Consider the following 18,016-nt stretch of genomic DNA (forward strand, 5'->3'; position numbering starts at 1 on the left):
AAGATAAGGCGCTCTATCATTATGCGTGCACCCCTCATTCATCGGACCCGCACCTGGGGCCTGGGGCCGGCGGGTCAAGAATGAACGGTCGGGAGGGTTCAATCGCCGTGACCGAGACCGTACCTTCACGTCGGCACCCTGCGGGTGAGGCGTTGTAGAAGGTAAGCTCCCCTCCGAGGCCCAACCGGGTACAAGGTCCGGAAAGGGGCGAAACGGGGTGAGGTACAGAACGTACCCGCGAGGAAGCGTCAATTACGGTCGTCGTCGAACGGCGGGTAGAACCCGCGATAGGACGTTACACGTCCTACTGAGTAACTATAACACCTTCAGTATCAATTTCAAGAGGGAGCACGCGCCACTTCAGACGACGGTCCTCCACCTCGCTCGCGGGGCTCTGCGCCTCGAACTCGGCAATAGCCTCGGCGGCCTGCTGCACCTGCTCATCACCGCGGGCGAAGGTCAGGACGGTCGGGCCAGCGCCCGAAATCACGGCGGCCAGGCCGCGCTCGCGCAGGAAGGCGACCAGGGCGGCCGACGGCTCCATGGCGGGAACGCGGTAGCCCTGATGCAGGTAGTCCACCGTCGCATCCATCAGGTACTCGGAAGCATCCGAGAGCGAACGCACCAGCAGCGCGGAACGCGCCGAATTGGCGGCGGCCCGAGCGTGAGGAATCTCCGCGGGAATCAGGGAACGGGCCAGCTTTGTGGACACCTCGTAGTCGGGCACGGCCACGATCGGACGCACCTGCGGGTGTACCGGAATAATCAGGGAGTGCCACTCCCCCAGCTGTCCCCAGGACACCGAGAGGTTACCGTAAATCGCCGGAGCCACGTTATCGGGGTGACCCTCCATATCGGAGGCGACCTGCAGCATACGCTCGCGGTCCAGGCGGTGCTCCTCGGGCAGCAGCGCGCTGGCGGCCGCCACGCCGGCAACAATCGCGGAGGCCGAAGAGCCCATGCCGCGCGAGTGCGGAATCTTATTATCCGCAATCAGCTTCAGCGGGGGCAGCTCCTCCAGGCCGGCCGCCTCAAAAGCCGCCTTCATGGCGCGAACCACCAGGTGGTTTTCGTTGCGCGGAACCTCGGCGCTACCTTCACCCGTCAGCTCAAATTCCAGGCCGGACTCGATGCGCTCAACCCTCAGCTCATCGTAGAATCCCAGGCCCAGGCCCAGGCTGTCGTAGCCGGGACCCAAATTAGCGCTCGTGGCGGGCACGCGCACGGTGACGGATGCACCCACGGGAATATCAGAAAGGTTCAGGGAAGACATGTGAAGAGGTACCTCGCGATCGGTGACGGAGTGAGCGAGCGGGATGCTGATGATCCGCACATCCGCCATAACAATGGGTGGTGACGGGGTACGGGGCCCCGCCATCATGCAGGTGCACCCCGCCCCAAAAACCGGGACGGAGTGCACCTCGTAGTACGAATAGGCTAGTGCAAATCGAGAATATTTGCCACAGCAACCACGTCGAAGGGGGCCTTGGTCGGCTCGACCTTCACGCCGTTCACTGCCTCCAGGGCCCACTGCGGGTCCTTCAGGCCGTGGCCGGTCACGGTGATGACGATGGTCTTACCCTCGGGGGCCTCACCCGCGCGGTGCTTCTTCAGCAGACCCGCCACACCGGCGGCCGAAGCGGGCTCCACGAACACGCCCTCGCGCGAGGACAGCCAGCGGTGCGCCTCGAGAATCTCCTCGTCGGTCACGGCCTCAATCACGCCGCCGGACTCGTCACGGGCGGCCTCGGCCTTCTCCCACGAAGCGGGGTTACCGATGCGAATCGCGGTTGCGATGGTCTCGGGGTTCTCGATGGGGTGACCCGCCACGATCGGGGCGGCACCGGCGGCCTGGAAGCCCCACATGATCGGGCGCTTGGTGGCCACGGGCTCCAGAACCTCGCCGTCACGGTTGGTGTAGGGCTCGGAGTACTCCTTGTAGCCCTTCCAGTACGCGGTGATGTTACCGGCGTTGCCGACCGGCAGCATGTGGTAGTCGGGGGCGTCGCCCAGGGTGTCAACAACCTCAAAGGAACCGGTCTTCTGACCCTCGATACGGTAGGGGTTCACCGAGTTCACCAGGAACACGGGGTAGTTCTCGCTGAGCTTGCGAGCAATCTCAAGGCAGTTATCGAAGTTGCCGTCAATCTGGATGATGTCGGCACCGTGAGCAATCGCCTGGGAGAGCTTACCCATGGAAATCTTGCCGTCCGGAACCAGCACGGCGCAGCGCAGGCCGGCCTGCAGCGCGTAGGCTGCGGCGGAAGCGGAGGTGTTACCGGTCGAAGCGCACACCACTGCCTTCGCGCCGTCACGCTTAGCGGCGGTCATGGCGCTGGTCATGCCGCGGTCCTTGAAGGAACCGGTCGGGTTCATACCCTCGAACTTCAGGTAAACGGTGTTGCCGGTCTCGGCGGACAGCGCCGGGGCGTGAATCAGCGGGGTACCACCCTCACCCAGAGTCACGACCTGAACGTCCTCACCGAAGGGCAGACGGTCACGGTATTCCTTGATAACGCCCTGCCACACGTGTGCCATTGGCTTCTCCTTTAATCTTGAGGCGCACCGCCCGCCGGGGTCCTGTGACCCCGATAGCGGGTACGCGGGTTCGTCAGTGAGCGAGGGACCTCGCGGGTTGCCCTCGCAGGTTTAGTGCGGCGCATCAGGCCGCGGGATTGGATAGTCTTTCGACGTGCACCTAGTGCTTCTCGGACTCCACGCGAATCACGGAGTTCACCTCACGCACCGTATCGAGCGCGTCAATCACGGCAATGGCGCGGCGCAGGTCGGAGTCCTTCGCGGAGTGGGTCACCATACGAATCTGGGCCACACCCTCCTTCGGGGCGGACTGGCGCAGCGAATCCACCGAGATGCCGTGCTCGGCCAGGATGCGGGTAATGTTCGCCAGAACACCCAGACGGTCCTCCACCAGAACGCCCACCGAGTAGCGAGAAATCACGTTGTCCAGGCTGGTTGCGTGCAGTTGAGCGTGGGAGGTCTCGGGAACACCGGGGCCGCCCAGCACGAGGCGACGAGCCAGGGACACGAAGTCACCCAGAACAGCCGAAGCGGTCGGGGCGCCACCCGCACCGGGACCGTAGAACATCAGCTCACCGGCGTTCTCAGCCTCGACGAACACGGCGTTGAACGCACCGTGCACGCCGGCCAGCGGGTGCTGGCGCGGAATCAGGGTCGGGTTCACGCGAATGTTCACACCGTCTTCACCCTCGCGCTCGCAGATAGCCAGCAGCTTGATGACGTAGCCGTCGGCGTCCGCGGCCGCAACGTCATCGGCGGTGATGGCGGTAATGCCCTCGGTGTGCACGTCATCAATCGTGAAGTCCGAGTGGAACGCCAGCGAAGCAACAATAGCGGCCTTCGAAGCGGCGTCGAGGCCCTCAACGTCGGCGGTGGGGTCGGCCTCGGCGTAGCCCAGCTTCTGGGCGTCGGCCAGCGCATCCGAGAAGGAGGCGCCGGTGGTGTCCATCTGATCAAGAATGTAGTTGGTGGTGCCGTTCATGATGCCCAGAACGCGGGTCACGCGGTCACCGGCCAGGGAGTCGCGCAGCGGGCGCAGAATCGGAATCGCACCGGCCACGGCGGCCTCGTAAGAGAGCTGAGCACCGGACTCATCAGCGGCGGCCTGCAGCTCCACACCGTGCTTGGCCAGCAGGGCTTTGTTGCCCGAAACGACGGACTTGCCGGCGTTCAGCGCGCGCAGGATGCGGGTGCGAGCCGGCTCAATACCGCCGGTCAGCTCGATGACCACATCCGCCGCATCAATCAGGGATTCAGCGTCGGTGGTGTACAGCGAGGGATCCGCATTCCAGTGGCGGGATGCATTAGTATCGCGCACAGCAATACCGATCAACTCCACGGGGGCGCCAATGCGCTTTTCAAGGACGGCGTTATCCTCGACCAGGATGCGAGCAGCCTGGGAACCGACATTACCGGCACCAAGCAGTGCTACTTTGATCTTTTCAGCCACGATAGTCTCTTTCTACGGTCTGTTCCGGGTTCGCCCCGGTATCTCTTCGGGCTACGGTGTGGATGCGGCGCAGAGCACGCACTCAACAACCACTTTATCAAGAGCCGGGGACGGCTCAGCAGCCTCAAGCTGCGACTTTTACTCTCTGAGATGAGGTATCCCTCACAGTGATGAGGTGAACCTTATCTTCTGTCATGTTGTAAACGCGCAAAATCGTGAAGACCCCGCCCGCAACCGCCACCTCACGGAGTCCATTGCCAGAAACGGGAACTTCACGGCTTTTCATGATGTCAGACAGGGTTCTTAGATATCCGTTCTTAGATATCCGAACCCATATCCAGCGCCAACATATCCTCCTCGCGCTGACGACGAATCATCACGCGAGAAGGCTTACCCTCAGCGGTCGCAATCACCGGCGGGCGAGTCAAGAAGTTATAGTTCGAACCCAGCACATAGCAGTACGCGCCGGTCGCCGGAACCGCCAGAATATCGCCAGCCTGCAGGTCAGCAGGCAGGTAACAGTAACGAACCACCACATCGCCAGACTCGCAGTGCTTACCCACCACGCGAGAGAGCACCTGCTCCCCCGCCGGGGCACGATTCGCCAGGGTCACCGAATAATCCGATTCGTACAGCACCGGACGGGCATTATCACTCATACCGCCGTCCACCGAAACGTAGCGGCGCACACGAATCTCGCCGTTCTCGTCCTCAATGCTCACGTTCTTGATGGTGCCGACCGTGTACAGGGTCGCACCCGAAGGACCGGAAATGGAACGGCCCGGCTCAAACGACATATGCGGAATCGCCATGCCCAGGCGCTCACAGGTTGCCGCAACGGAAGCCGCAATCGACTCGGTCACCTCGGTAATGGAGCGGGGGTGATCCGCCTCGGTGTAGGCGATGCCGTAGCCGCCGCCCAGGTCCAGCTCCGGCAGGGTCACGCCCAGGTCACGGTTGAGGCGGTTCATGAACTCCAGGGCGGTGGTTGCCGCCTGCTCGAAGCCTTCCGCCTCAAAAATCTGCGAACCAATATGGCAGTGAATACCGCGGAATTCCAGGGAATCGGTCGCGTTCAGAATCGCGGCAGCCAGCGCCGCGTAAGAATCGCTCGCCTCAACACCCCAGTGCTCCAGCTCTGCCTCGTCCAGGCCGGCCAGCGCAGCGGTACCGGGCTGCAGGGACATGCCGAACTTCTGGTCCTCGTGAGCGGTCGCGATCGACTCGTGGGTGGAGGCGTGCACGCCCGGGGTGATGCGAATCAGCACCGGAACGGGCGGGTAGGGCTCCTCGCCCTCAGCCACGCGCTCGGCGGCCAGCTCGGCGTACACCCGCTCAATCAGCTTGATTTCGTCCACCGAATCGGCCACCACGCGGCCCAGGCCGCTACGAATCGCGCGGGCGATTTCGGCTTCCGACTTGTTGTTGCCGTGCAGGGCGATGCGCTCGCCGGGCATGCCGCCGCGCAGCGCCAGCGCCAGCTCGCCACCGGAGGCGGTGTCCAGGCACAGGCCCTCCTCACGAACCCAGCGAACGACCGCGGTGGAGAGGAAGGACTTGCCGGCGTAGTAGACGCTCACCTGCGCGCCATGCTTGGCGAAAGCCTGCTCAAAAGCGGTGCGGTAAGCGCGGGCACGGGCGCGGAAGGTGGTCTCGGAGAAAACGTACTGCGGGGTGCCGTGCTCGGCGGCCAGCTCGCTGACGGTCACACCGTCGATGCAGAGCTCACCCTCCGCATTGCGGGTGAAGGAATCGGTCCAGATGGTGCGGGAGAGGGTCTCGGGGTGCTCGGGGTAGGTGAGCCATTCGGGGGCGTAGAGGGCGCGGGCTTCGCTCATCGTGTCTCTTTCTTAGCTATCTTGCCGGCATACGCTCAACCCCCGCCCCGGTAGCACCGGGTCGGGGGTTGAATCGAGGGGTATTACATGCGCTCGGGTGCGCTCACACCCAGCAGGTTCAGGCCGTTAGCCAGCACCTGCTGTGCCGCGTTGTTCAGCAGCAGGCGGGTGCGGTGCAGGTCGGTGACCTCCTCGTCGGCCTTGGGGGCCACGCGGGAGACGCCGTACCAGCTGTGGTAGGCCGAAGCGAGCTGCTCCAGGTAGCGGTTCACGCGGTGCGGCTCGTAGAACTTCGCGGCGTCGCGCACGGCGGCGGGGAACTGGCCGAGCACAGCCAGCAGCTCACCATCAGCAGCCGAGTCGAGCAGGGAGGTGTCCACGCCGTCCTCAATCTTCACGCCGGCCTCCGCGGCGTTGCGTGCCACGGCGGCGGTGCGTGCGTGAGCGTACTGCACGTAGTAGACCGGGTTCTCGTTGCTCTTGGAGGTCAGTAGGCCCAGGTCAATGTCGATGGGGGTGTCCACCGAGTAGCGGGTCAGCTCGTAGCGTGCAGCGTCAACGCCAACGGCCTCGACCAGGTCCTCGAGGGTGACCACGGTGCCGGCGCGCTTGGACATGCGGACGGGCTTGCCGTCCTTGACCAGGTTCACCAGCTGACCGATCATGACCTCAATCTGGTCGGGGCGGTAGCCGAGAATCTGGGCGATGGCCTTCAGACGGCCCACGTAGCCGTTGTGGTCCGCACCGAGCATGTAAATCGCCACGTCGGCGGGGTTCTCGGCGCGGGTCATCTTGTCCTGGTAGTAGGCGATATCGCCGGCCACGTAGGCGTGGTTGCCGTCGGACTTGATGACCACGCGGTCCTTGTCGTCGCCGTAGTCGGTGGTGCGCATCCACCATGCGCCGTCGGCCTCGAAGAGCTGGCCGTTCTCGCGCATGGTCTCAAGCAGGGCGTCCACCTTGCCGCCCTCGAACACGGAGTTCTCGTGGAAGAACACGTCGAAGTGGGTACCGAAGGCCGCCAGGGACTCCTTAATCTGATCGAACATCAGGTGAGTACCGATTTCGCGGAAAATCTCTTCGGGGTTCTCAGCCTCAAGCGCGTCGGGGCGCTGAGCCAGAATCTGGTCCTTAATGTCGACAATGTACGCGCCAGCGTAGCCGTCCTCGGGGGTCTCCTCACCGCGGGCGGCGGCAATCAGGGAACGCACGAAGCGGTCAATCTGGGTGCCGTGGTCGTTGAAGTAGTACTCGCGCACCACGTTAGCGCCCTCAGCCTCCAGCACGCGGGCGAGCGCATCGCCCACGGCGGCCCAGCGGGTGCCACCCAGGTGGATGGGGCCGGTGGGGTTCGCGGAGACGAACTCAAGGTTAATGGTCTTGCCGGCGAACTTGTCGCTGCGGCCGTATGCTTCGCCAGCCTCAACGATGGTGGCGGCGAGCTCACCAGCAGCTGCGGCGTCCAGGGTGATGTTCAGGAAGCCGGGGCCCGCGATGTCAACGGATGCCACGCCGGGGATGGCGCCGATCTTCTCGGCCAGAAGAGCTGCTGCCTCGCGCGGGTTCTTGCCCACCTTCTTGGCGAGCTGCAGAGCGACGTTGGTGGCCCAGTCGCCGTGCTCACGGGACTTGGGGCGCTCCACTCGGACGGCGGGCAGTTCAGCGCCCTCCACGAGGGTCAGCTGGCCGGAGGAAATGGTTTCTTCTAGGGCAAGCGCAATGGCTTCGGAGAGTTCTTCAGGAGTCATAACAAACTATTCTAGCAAGCCTTGGCTGGTGTCTGACCCTTTATCTAGTGCTTATCTGATACCATAAGTGGGTTGCCTCTGTAGCTCAGCGGATTAGAGCACCAGTTTCCGGTACTGGGGGTCGAAGGTTCGAATCCTTTCAGGGGCACGATGTTCTTATTCGAGAGGGAACACGGGAGCCGATATCCGAGGCGTATTGTTCGGGTATCGGCTCCTTTTTATTTAACAACCCAACTTTATTTAGCCGCTCAACCTGTTATGCATAAAGCCTGCGCCGGGCGGCCGTTCCCGCCAGCTCCCTCTTCGACCTCAGAGGGTGGACACTACCCGCCTGCCTGTTGTGGCAACGCTAACAGCCTTGAGAGAATGGGAAAACGCGCACACCCGTCACATCAGCACGGCTTCAAGCCACAACAGCGGAGGTAACCCGATGACCACCATGCGCCAGATTCAGCTCACCGAATGGGGCGACGAAAGCGTTCTGCACGAAGCAAACGTACCTATCCCCTCGCCGGTGCGCGGTCACGTGCTCATCAAGACGGTTGCCGCCGGCGTCAACCCGATTGACCTAACCACTCGCAAGGGTCTGGGGCCCGCCGCTCAGCTGGCAGATCCGTCGTACAAGCCCTTCGTGCCCGGCTGGGATGTTGCCGGCACCGTGGTTGCTACCGCCGGCGACTACACGGGTTTTAAGGTGGGCGACGGCGTATTTGGTCTTGTTGCTTTTCCCTCCCCCGCCGGTGCTTACGCCGAGTATGTTCTCGCCCCGGCGCATCAGCTGGTGAAGGTGCCCGCCGATGTTCCCTGCGCGCAATTGGGTGGCGCTCCCCTGGCGGCGCTGACCGCATACCAGGCGCTCTTCGAAGTGGCGCGGCTGAAGGAAGGCGAGCGCGTGCTCATTCACGCCGGTGCCGGAGGCGTCGGTCACCTCGCCGTTCAGTTGGCTGCGCAGGCTGGCGCTCAGGTTTTTGCGACCGCCTCCGCGGCGAACCACGAGTTTGTGCGCTCGCTGGGTGCCCAGCCCATCGATTACCGCACCGAGGATTTCCGCGCCGTACTGGGCCAGACCATGGATGTGGTGCTCAATTCCACCGGTCAGCAGACCTTCCTCGATTCGCTGGAGGTGCTGGTTCCCGGCGGCCGCATTGTCACCCTGACCAGCCCCGACCCGCTGGATGTTGCGCGTGAGCGCGGCTTCGAGGCGCAGTGGCTGACGGTTCACCCGGACCGCACGCAGATGCAGGAGATTGCCCGCCTCATGTCCTTGGGCCTGTTGAAGGTGCACGTGGATCAGGTACTTGATTTTTCGCAGGCTGCGCAGGCTCACGCCCTGGTTGCGACGGGTCGCACCCGCGGCAAGATCGTGCTGGTTCCCTAACGCGGCGCTGATTCATGCAGACTTCTGAGAACGCGCCGACCATTGAGAGCACCGAGTACCGCTCCGGTTTTTACCGCGAGGCGGGCTTTTACGATGCCCATTCGCTACCCGACTACGGCGCGCAGTCGCCGGTAACTCGTGAGGCGTTCGCCTACGATTTCTTCCCCGCGACAGGGGATATCTCTTCCCCCGCCCCGCTACTGGTGTGGGTTCACGGTGGCGCCTGGCGCTTCGGCACCAACCAGGCTCTACGCGACACTATCCTGCGCACCCCTGGCGGGGAGCAGCCCAATACCCAGGCGCTCATGCGCGCCGCTTTTCAGCAGGCAGGCTGGGCGGTCGCCTCCATCAACTACCGGTATTCGCATCAGGCGCTCTTCCCGGGCGCCCTGCACGATGTGAAGGAGGCCGTGCGTTTCTTCCGCGCCAACGCGCACGAGTTCGGCATTGACCCGCAGCGCATTGCGGTAGCGGGCGGAAGCGCCGGAGGGCACCTGAGCATGATGGTTGCGCATACGGGAGATTCCGCCGCCGGTGACGGTAGCAGTGGGGATTCTGCGAGCGCACCCGAGCACGACGAATACTTTGAGGGCAGGGCGGCGAGCACCTACCCGTCCCACAGTTCGCAGGTGGCGGCGGCGGCTTCGTTTTACGGGGTCAGCGACTTGAGGACCATCTTCACCGATCGACCCCTGGCTGGCTACGCTCTCGACCATCCCGAAGATGACGGCGCCGAATGGCGACTACTGGGAAGCACCCACCCGGTACCCGCAGACGTGTCTACCATCGACGCTTCCAAGGGCGAGCGGGCGGTTCCGGGTGTCTGCATCGAGCGTGCCCAAAAGAACTGGGAGCGTGCGCATCCTATCGATGCGGTACGCCCCCAGAAACGAGTGAATAAGGTCGAAAGTGCCTCTGCACCGGGTGTGAGCGGCGGCGCCACTGCCCTGATGCTTGTGCACGGTATTAGTGATTCGTGTGTGCCGTACCAGCAATCGGTGCGGGTGTATCAGGCGCTGCGCACGCGGCAGGTGCCTACCGATTTGGTGCTGGTTCCGGATGCCGAACACGGGGATTCGCGCTGTTTTAGCCCCGATATTGTTCAGCAGATGCTGCTATTTCTCAACCGCGCCGTGCAGCTCAACCGCGGCGTGTAGCCCGAGCGGTTCGACAGGTTAGCGAACGCGGCGGTTCACGTATTCGTGCTCAAGGCGGTAGCGTTCGAGGTCATCAAAAGCAACGCGACGGTGCGTGTTAATGCGCTCGAACGGAATATCTCCGCGCTCCAGCAGGCGAACAACGGTCGGGCGGGATACGCCCAGGTAGTCTGCCGCCTCCTGAGTGGTCATGAGGCGGTCCTGGCGAACCACGCAGACATCCTTGCGGTCGGCGAATGCGCGCGCTACGGAGGTGAGGGGTCCGTACATTTCGGGGGAAATCTGTACGCGCTCGCCGTCGCCGGTGACCAGGTAGAGGGTTTCTTCGGCGCTGAGGCGGTCGAAGTGGGTGCGCAGACTCGCGTGAACGAGGGCTTGGAAGAGCTCTTCGCAGCGGTGGTGAATTTCTTCGTACTGTCCGTCTTCGCAGCAATCCAACACTGCAACACGTGTTGCCGGGTACGTCTTTGGTGATGGCATAGTCACTCCTTCGTTACTGTGTTATTCACCACTGTAGCAGTTGAACGAAACTATCGAAAGAAAGTTAAGAAGCGCAGTTAATTCGCATCTACAGTGCATAAAATTCAGATGAATAATTATTAACTCTTTAGATAGCATTTGATGTCATTTATTGTATATTAACTGCTCTCCTGGGGTCAGTATTCCACCGCCGCCCACCCCGGGGTCCCCGCGAACAACCCCAAATATGACAAACAAAGCACACCCCAAGCCCACCGCGGGCAAGGCGAGTACACTGGATAGGATATGTCTGAGCAGAAATCCACGAAGAAACACGCAGATACTTCTACGGCCCCCCGCACCGCCCCCACCATGGCGAGCATGGCCGCCGCAATCCACGCGGCAAAGGTACGATCCTCCGAAAAAGCCAGCGAAAAAACCGCAGATAAAACTACTGAGAACAACGCGGTAAAAAACGGCGCTCCGAAGAAGGGTGCGCAGAAGAACAGCGCCTCGAAGAATAACGCTGACCGTAAGAACTCCTCCCGCGGCGCCTCCGAACGTAACTCCAATGCCTCCCGCTCCAACCGACGCGGAGGCGGTCCCAACCGCGCCCGCAAGCAGGGCAACCAGCAGGGCGACAACAAGAGCAACCAGCAGAACCGCCCGGCACCGCGCCGCTACGAGCCGTTCATTCCCGAGGTCATCACCTACCCCGAAGAGCTGCCCGTCAGCGAACGCCGCGAAGACATCATGAACGCGATCCGCGACAACCAGGTCGTCATCATCGCGGGTGAAACCGGCTCCGGTAAAACCACCCAGATCCCCAAAATGTGCCTCGACCTGGGCCTGGGAGAGAAGGGTCTCATCGGCCACACCCAGCCGCGCCGACTCGCCGCACGCTCCGTCGCCGAACGCATCGCCGAAGAACTCGGCCAGAAAATCGGCGAAACCGTCGGCTACCAGGTGCGATTCACCTCCGAAGTGGGCGAACACAGCGCTATCAAGCTCATGACTGACGGCATTCTGCTCGCCGAAATCCAGAACGACAAGCTTTTGCGCCGATACTCCACCCTCATCATTGACGAGGCGCACGAACGCAGCCTGAACATTGACTTCATCCTCGGCTACCTCAAGCGCATCCTGCCGCAGCGCCCGGACCTGAAGGTCATCATTACCTCCGCGACCATCGACCCGGAGCGTTTCGCGCGCCACTTCTCCCCCAGCTACGTGCCGGGCAAGGGCATCGTCGACGAAAGCCTCAGCGCCGAAGAACGCGAAATCGCCGAAGCGATCCTGCCCGACGACGCGCCGCCCATCATTGAGGTGTCCGGCCGAACCTACCCCGTGGAAATCCGCTACCGCCCGCTCGACGAGGAAGACTACCTCAGCGACGACGAAATCGAAGACGACCACGACCCCACCGACGGCATCCTCGACGCCATCAAGGAACTCTCCAAGGAAGCGCCCGGCGACATCCTCATCTTCTTCTCCGGCGAACGCGAAATCCGCGACGCCAAGGACGCCATCGAGGCAATGGTTCTCAAGTCGCCGCGCCTGAACTACGAAGTGCTGCCCCTGTACGCGCGCCTCTCGCTCGCCGAACAGCACCGCGTGTTCTCCCCCGGATCCCGCCCGCGCATCGTGCTCGCCACGAACGTTGCCGAAACCTCGCTGACCGTGCCCGGCATCAAGTACGTCATCGACACCGGCACCGCACGCATCTCCCGCTACTCGGCACGCACCAAGGTTCAACGCCTGCCCATCGAACGCATCTCGCAGGCAAGCGCCAACCAGCGTTCCGGCCGATGCGGCCGCGTCAGCGACGGCATCGCAATCCGCCTCTACTCCGAAGAAGATTTCAACTCGCGCCCCGAGTTCACCGACCCCGAAATTCTGCGCACCAACCTCGCAGCCGTCATCCTGCAGATGATCGCAATCGGCGTGGTTCGCGAGCCCGGCGACATCTCCCGCTTCCCGTTCGTGCAGCCGCCCGCATCCCGCGCCATCAACGACGGCGTGAACCTGCTGCGCGAACTCGGCGCACTCACCGAACGCCCCCGCGGCCCCCGCAAGGGCCGCGGCAATAGCGCAACCCTCACCGCCATCGGCCGAGCCATGGCGGCATTCCCCGTGGACCCGCGCCTGGCCCGCATGATCATTGAAGGCGGCCGCCGCAACTGCGCCAAGGAAATGATGGTGCTCGCCGCCGCCCTGACCATCCAGGACCCGCGCGAACGCCCCGCCGACGTGCGCGCCGAAGCCGACGCGATGCACGCCCGCTTCGTCGACGACACCTCCGACTTCTCCTCCTTCCTGCTGCTCTGGGACTACATCAACGAGCAGCAGGCGGCGCTGTCATCCTCGCAGCTACGCAAAATGTGCCACCGCGAATACATCAACTACCTGCGCATCCGCGAATGGCAGGACCTCTTCGCCCAGCTGCGCGAAATGGGACGCACCGCCAACATTCACGCCAGCGGCGGTCGCGATATTAACGCCTCCGCGCACGAGGTAGACATCCACAAGAGCCTGCTCACCGGCCTGCTCTCGCACGTGGGCGTCAAGGAAGAACGCGAGAAGGACTCCAAGGGACGCAACCGCGGCCCCCGCGAATACCTCGGCGCACGCGGCACCAAGTTCGCGATCTTCCCCGGCTCCGGCCTGTTCAAAAAGAGCCCCGACTGGGTGCTCTCCGCCGAACTCGTCGAAACCTCCCGCCTGTGGGCGCGCACCAACGCCTCCATCGACCCGCAGTGGATCGAAGAAATCGGCAAGCACCTCATCAGCGTGCAATACTCCGAACCGCACTGGTCCCTCAGCTCCGGCGCGGCAGTCGCCTACGCCAAGGGCACCCTCTTCGGCCTGACCATCTACGCCGACCGCCCCGTGCAGTACGCCCGCGTAGACGCCGCCGCAGCCCGCGAACTGTTCATCCAGTCCGCCCTCGTCGAAGGCCAATGGCACACCCAGCACAAGTTCTATCTGCGCAACCAGCGCGCCCTCGCCGAAGTCGAAGAACTCGAAGCACGCCTGCGCCGCCGCGACCTGCGCGTAGACGACTCCGTACTCTTCGCCTTCTACGACGCACGCATCCCCGCCCACGTCACCGACGTGCGCGCCTTCGACAAGTGGTGGAAGCAGGCACGTCTCGAAGACGACAACTACCTGGACTTCAACCCCGAGAAGCTCATCAACGAGGAAGCCGCCGACTACGACGACTCCCAGTTCCCCCGCCAGTGGGTGCAGCGCACCGACAGCGGCGAACTGACCCTCGACCTGCGCTACGAATACGCCCCCACCGCCGGCATCGGAGGCGCACGCACCGACGCCGCCAAGCGCGACGGCGTAGCAGTCCAGGTACCCATCCTGTTCCTCAACCAGCTGAACCCCGAACCGTTCCGCTGGCAGATCCCCGGCCTGCGCCACGAACTCGTCACCGCGCTCATCAAATCGCTCCCCAAGGCGATTCGACGCAACTTCGTACCTGCACCCGACGTAGCACGCGCCGCCTGCGCCGCACTGGAGGAGGACTACTCCCCCGCCACCGACGAGCTCATCCCCTCCCTTGCACTCGTACTACGCCGCCTGCGCGGCGTCGTTGTCGAGCCCGAAGCCTTTAACTGGGACGCCGTGCCCGAACACCTGAAAATGGGATTCCAGGTGCGCAACGCACGCAACAAAATCCTCGGCGAAGGCAAGGACCTGCGCGCCCTACAGCAGCAGCTCCACAAGGAAATCCGCAGCGCCCTCGCCGACTCGCTCGGCGCATCCGACGACACCATGGCAAAAATGGTGGCGCTCGCGCAGGGCAACTCGGGTAGCTCCGCGGCTTCTGCCAAGAAGAGCGTGAAGAACGCTCAGAGCGGCACCGCTCAGGCAGCCGATGCGCACGGCTCGCAGGTACGCGAAATCAGCGGTCTCACCGAATTCCCCGCCGACATGTTCCCCAACGGAGAGATCCCCCGCAAGGTACAGCGTGTCATCGCGACCCAGGCGGTCAACGGCTACCCCGCCCTCGTCGACGAAGAAACCAGCGTAGGCCTGCGCATCTTCCCCACCGAGGCCGAGCAGCTGCACGCGCAGCGCCGCGGCATCATCCGCCTGCTCCAGCTGCAGGTACCCTCGCCCGTGCGCTACGTGAGCGAACACCTCTCCCACAAGGAGAAAATCGTCTTCACGCAGAACCCGCACGGCTCCATCGACGAGCTCATCCGCGACTGCACCGTCGCGGCACTCGACCACCTCGTGCCGCACACGCCCATCTTCACGCACGCCGAATACAGCGAACTCTACGAGCACGTGCGCGCCGAACTCATCGAAACGGTCTTCGACGTCACCAAACTCGTCGCCGAAATCCTCTCCGAAGCCACCGCGCTGAAGAAGGCAATCAAGAAGGCAACCTCGCTGACGACCATGCACGCCGTCTCCGATGTGAAGGCACAGATGGAGAACCTCGTTTACCCCGGATTCGTGGCGAAAACCGGCTACGACCAGCTGGTTCACATCCCGCGCTACCTCAAGGCCGCCCAGGTGCGCCTGACGAAGCTCGGACCGAACCTGCACCGCGACAACCAGCTCATGCTTACCGTGCAGGATCTGGAAGACTCCTACGATAACGCGGTCAAGTCGCTACCGGCAGGCACCATCGTGCCGGATGCGCTCCGCCGCGTGAACTGGATGATTGAGGAGCTGCGCGTCAGCTTCTTCGCCCAGGAGCTTGGTACCGCATACACGGTGTCTGAGAAGCGCATTGCGAAGGCTCAGCGTGAGGCGCTGGACGCTATCAAGCGTTAGATTTTGAGCTTGCGGATGGCGGTGTCGTCCTCGCTCCTACAGGGGCACCCGCCCTCGCAGAGCTCGGGCACCCTGATGTCGCTACGGACGACACCGCCTGTCCGCGGTAGGTTCCCGCCTCAGCTTGCGCTGTGAACAGCAAAGAGTCCCCCGCACGATTACCTCGTGTGGGGGACTCTTCTATCTCTATGGTTTTCTTCACCCGGTGGGTCGGCAAGCCATGCACTTCCTCCGCTCCTGCAGGGGCACCCGCCGCACCCGGACGCTCCGCTCTTCCTCGCTTCGCTGCGGAGAGCGCCCGGGGCGGCACCCTGATGTCGCTTCCGGAAGGCATAGCTGCCTCCACCCGCGAATTGGCAAGAGCAACCAGGACGGTTAGGCAGCCGCCTCGCAGAAAGTTACCGTCACCGAACCGTTACCGCGCTCGCGCATCCACTGCGGCGCGTTCTCAGCCGAAACGATGGAGCCATCAGTCACGGACGGTGCAATGTACGAGCCGCCCGCGCCACCGGCGCCGCCCTGCATCGTGTAGCCGATGCCCTGACGCACGCCGGTCGGGCTGTTCAGCCACTTCTGGGTCAGCACAATCGAGGAGACAGACTGTGCCGCACCGGAACCGCCACCACCGTAGCCTGCGCCGCCACCGCCGGACACCACGGACTGGTAGCCGTTGAAGTTCTGCGCGTACGCGCCCTCGTCGTTGTAGACGTCCAGGTCCCAGCTGCGGTCCTCGTAGGTGCCCTTCTCGTGCACGCTGGCGGGGTTCTCATCCAGCTGGTAGGAGTACGCGCCCGCACCATCGCCGCCGTTGCCCGCGAAGCCACTCGTGCCCGCGTTACCGGCAACAAACTGGCTGAACAGCACCTGGTTGTTGGTGGTTTCAAAGCCAATGATGGGGCCGCTTGCCGGCAGGGTGCCCGCCGCGCCACCGGCACCGCCAACGCCCGCTGCGCCACCGAAACCGGAGTTATAAGTCAGGACTTTAGAGCGTTCAGCGTTGTAGACTTCGTAGCCGGAGGTGCCGTTGGAACCTGCCGCCGCGGAGGCGCTACCCGCCGCGTCGAACTGCGGGGATGCGTCCGAGCCGAGGGGCGCCACACCGGCGTCGATCTGACCGTTGAAGTTGGAGTACCAGGGGTCTGCGTAGGACACGCCGGAGGTGGTCATGCCCGCACCGCCACCGCCGCCTGCTACAGCTACGATGACGCCGTCGATGAGCAGTGCGGAGGAGCCACCGCCTGATGCGGCGTAGACCTGGCTCTTGGAGTTTGCCGGGTCCGCGTACTTAGCGTCAACCTGCGAGGTGATGGTGGCGGGGATGGTGTAGGCGGGTACGGAGCCGCCGTTGCCGTAGCCTTCACCGCCTGCGGTGGGGGTGAGGGAGCCGTCACCGATACCGCCTGCCGCGGCGATGATCTGCACGGTGGAGCCGGGGGTTACGGGGATGATGCCGCTGACCTTCGCGCCGGAGCCAGCGGGGGTCATGCGGTTGTTGGTGCCGCCTGCGCCGCCGACCAGTTCAAAGCGGAGCTTGTGGACGTTGTTGGGCACGGCGAAGCTCTGAACGGTCTTGGCGCCTTCATCGGTACCGGAGATGCTGTACGCCGGGTGTGCGGCGAGCGTGCAGTCTGCAGCGACGGACGCTGCGTAGGAGGGGATGGTTGCGGAGGCGGCGACGACGGGTGCCGCCCAGGCTGCACCGGCGACGAGCTTGCGGCGGGTCAGGGATGTAGACATGGTATGCCCTTTATTCAGGTGGGGTGATGTGTTTGCGGTGCGGAAGCGGGAGCCTGAAAGTCTGTGCCTCTGCGCCGAGGAAAAGCATACCTTGAACCTCAGCTTTAACATAAATCCCTAGCTCGAGCACAGTATGGGAGCTCTTGGGCATCTCGCGCCGCTCCCTTCCTTCGCTCCTGCAGGGGAACCCGCCACGCCCGGACGCTCCGCTTCTCCTTGCTTCGCTGCGGAGAGCGCCCGGGCGGGCACCCTGATGTCGCTTTCGGAAGGTGCGGCGCGGGCACAATTTCAGCTCACCTGTCCGGCGGAGCCAGCAAAAGATTGAGAAGGTGACAGCCCCCTCCCCCTCCAGTTCGTTATACCGGTATCGCGCACCCAAGCCCTGCCCTTACTGAACCGGGGTCGAGTGTTTTACCTACGAGGCGGAGGGATGGTGTCCTCCGTCGTGACATCGGGGACGCGGAGCGGGGGCGAGCGTATTTTCCGGAAGCGCCCTCAGGGTGCCCGAAGCGAAGCGAGGGCGGGTCCCCTGCGACGGCGCGGAGGAAATATACGGAGCACCGCCTCCAGAATAAACACAAGTCAGCTGAGGAGCACCGCCCCTCTAACCAAAACCAAAAAAGTTAAACACAAAAGCCCTTAGCTCGAAAGCTAAGGGCTTTATCTGTGCGCGATACTGGGATCGAACCAGTGACCTCTTCCGTGTCAGGGAAGCGCGCTACCGCTGCGCCAATCGCGCTCACAAAACAGTTGTTTTGTTGCGAGGTGAGGACGGGATTCGAACCCGCGTACACGGCTTTGCAGGCCGCTGCCTAACCACTCGACCACCTCACCGCATACGCTCCACGAGGGAACGCGTTCGAACTCTTGGAGTCCTTACGAGCGGTTGACGAGACTTGAACTCGCGACATCCA

Annotated in this window: 10 protein-coding genes and 3 tRNA genes; 4 read left to right on the forward strand and 9 right to left on the reverse strand. The window is 63.4% G+C overall.

All coding sequences use genetic code 11. The features are described from left to right. Positions 1-304 precede the first annotated feature (304 nt). From thrB to argS, 5 genes are all read right to left on the reverse strand, one after another. Entirely contained in the window at positions 305-1,273 is a 969-nt protein-coding gene (gene thrB / locus HMPREF2845_RS08165) for a homoserine kinase (RefSeq protein WP_070634430.1), read from the reverse strand. 164 nt (positions 1,274-1,437) lie between these two features. Further along, on the reverse strand, positions 1,438-2,538 hold the full coding sequence (gene thrC, locus HMPREF2845_RS08170) for a threonine synthase (protein ID WP_070634431.1): 1,101 nt from the start codon (positions 2,536-2,538) through the stop codon (positions 1,438-1,440). Positions 2,539-2,698: 160 nt separating this feature from the next. Further along, a complete protein-coding gene (locus HMPREF2845_RS08175) occupies positions 2,699-3,988 on the reverse strand; it encodes a homoserine dehydrogenase (protein WP_070634432.1) in 1,290 nt (429 codons plus the stop codon). Positions 3,989-4,305: 317 nt separating this feature from the next. Further along, positions 4,306-5,826: a diaminopimelate decarboxylase family protein gene (locus tag HMPREF2845_RS08180; protein WP_070634433.1), complete on the reverse strand. Its 1,521-nt coding sequence runs from the start codon at positions 5,824-5,826 to the stop codon at positions 4,306-4,308. Positions 5,827-5,909: 83 nt separating this feature from the next. Then, positions 5,910-7,574, reverse strand: a complete 1,665-nt coding sequence (gene argS / locus HMPREF2845_RS08185) for an arginine--tRNA ligase (RefSeq protein ID WP_070634434.1) — start codon at positions 7,572-7,574, stop codon at positions 5,910-5,912. 74 nt (positions 7,575-7,648) lie between these two features. Here argS and HMPREF2845_RS08190 point away from each other — a divergent pair. From HMPREF2845_RS08190 to HMPREF2845_RS08200, 3 genes are all read left to right on the forward strand, one after another. After that, positions 7,649-7,722, forward strand: a tRNA-Arg gene (locus tag HMPREF2845_RS08190). Positions 7,723-8,004: 282 nt separating this feature from the next. Further along, positions 8,005-8,952, forward strand: coding sequence for an NADP-dependent oxidoreductase (locus HMPREF2845_RS08195; RefSeq protein WP_070593474.1), 948 nt, complete (start codon positions 8,005-8,007; stop codon positions 8,950-8,952). A gap of 14 nt (positions 8,953-8,966) precedes the next feature. Continuing rightward, positions 8,967-10,109: an alpha/beta hydrolase gene (locus HMPREF2845_RS08200; protein ID WP_246824648.1), complete on the forward strand. Its 1,143-nt coding sequence runs from the start codon at positions 8,967-8,969 to the stop codon at positions 10,107-10,109. A gap of 18 nt (positions 10,110-10,127) precedes the next feature. On the opposite strand, the gene HMPREF2845_RS08205 is transcribed toward HMPREF2845_RS08200, so the two are convergent. Beyond that, a complete protein-coding gene (locus HMPREF2845_RS08205) occupies positions 10,128-10,589 on the reverse strand; it encodes a helix-turn-helix domain-containing protein (protein ID WP_070629507.1) in 462 nt (153 codons plus the stop codon). 285 nt (positions 10,590-10,874) lie between these two features. On the opposite strand from HMPREF2845_RS08205, the gene hrpA reads away from it, so the two are divergent. After that, a complete protein-coding gene (gene hrpA / locus HMPREF2845_RS08210) occupies positions 10,875-15,365 on the forward strand; it encodes an ATP-dependent RNA helicase HrpA (RefSeq protein ID WP_070634435.1) in 4,491 nt (1,496 codons plus the stop codon). A gap of 375 nt (positions 15,366-15,740) precedes the next feature. Here hrpA and HMPREF2845_RS08215 read toward each other — a convergent pair whose 3' ends face one another. The 3 genes from HMPREF2845_RS08215 to HMPREF2845_RS08225 all read right to left on the reverse strand — a co-directional run bounded on the left by HMPREF2845_RS08215 (position 15,741) and on the right by HMPREF2845_RS08225 (position 17,936). After that, complete coding sequence (locus HMPREF2845_RS08215) at positions 15,741-17,102, reverse strand: hypothetical protein (protein WP_070634436.1); 1,362 nt, start codon at positions 17,100-17,102, stop codon at positions 15,741-15,743. Positions 17,103-17,769: 667 nt separating this feature from the next. After that, positions 17,770-17,841, reverse strand: a tRNA-Val gene (locus tag HMPREF2845_RS08220). 24 nt (positions 17,842-17,865) lie between these two features. Beyond that, positions 17,866-17,936, reverse strand: a tRNA-Cys gene (locus HMPREF2845_RS08225). Positions 17,937-18,016: the final 80 nt, after the last annotated feature.

Source organism: Rothia sp. HMSC065B04, assembly GCF_001812285.1.
GTDB lineage: Bacteria > Actinomycetota > Actinomycetes > Actinomycetales > Micrococcaceae > Rothia > Rothia mucilaginosa.

Bases quoted from the DNA above. Each gene is read 5' to 3' on its own strand.
- HMPREF2845_RS08205 (WP_070629507.1), bottom strand. From the start codon at position 10,589: ATGCCATCACCAAAGACGTACCCGGCAACACGTGTTGCAGTGTTGGAT.
- HMPREF2845_RS08180 (WP_070634433.1), bottom strand. From the start codon at position 5,826: ATGAGCGAAGCCCGCGCCCTCTACGCCCCCGAATGGCTCACCTACCCC.
- HMPREF2845_RS08215 (WP_070634436.1), bottom strand. From the start codon at position 17,102: ATGTCTACATCCCTGACCCGCCGCAAGCTCGTCGCCGGTGCAGCCTGG.
- hrpA (WP_070634435.1), top strand. From the start codon at position 10,875: ATGTCTGAGCAGAAATCCACGAAGAAACACGCAGATACTTCTACGGCC.
- argS (WP_070634434.1), bottom strand. From the start codon at position 7,574: ATGACTCCTGAAGAACTCTCCGAAGCCATTGCGCTTGCCCTAGAAGAA.
- thrB (WP_070634430.1), bottom strand. From the start codon at position 1,273: ATGTCTTCCCTGAACCTTTCTGATATTCCCGTGGGTGCATCCGTCACC.
- thrC (WP_070634431.1), bottom strand. From the start codon at position 2,538: ATGGCACACGTGTGGCAGGGCGTTATCAAGGAATACCGTGACCGTCTG.
- HMPREF2845_RS08200 (WP_246824648.1), top strand. From the start codon at position 8,967: ATGCAGACTTCTGAGAACGCGCCGACCATTGAGAGCACCGAGTACCGC.
- HMPREF2845_RS08195 (WP_070593474.1), top strand. From the start codon at position 8,005: ATGACCACCATGCGCCAGATTCAGCTCACCGAATGGGGCGACGAAAGC.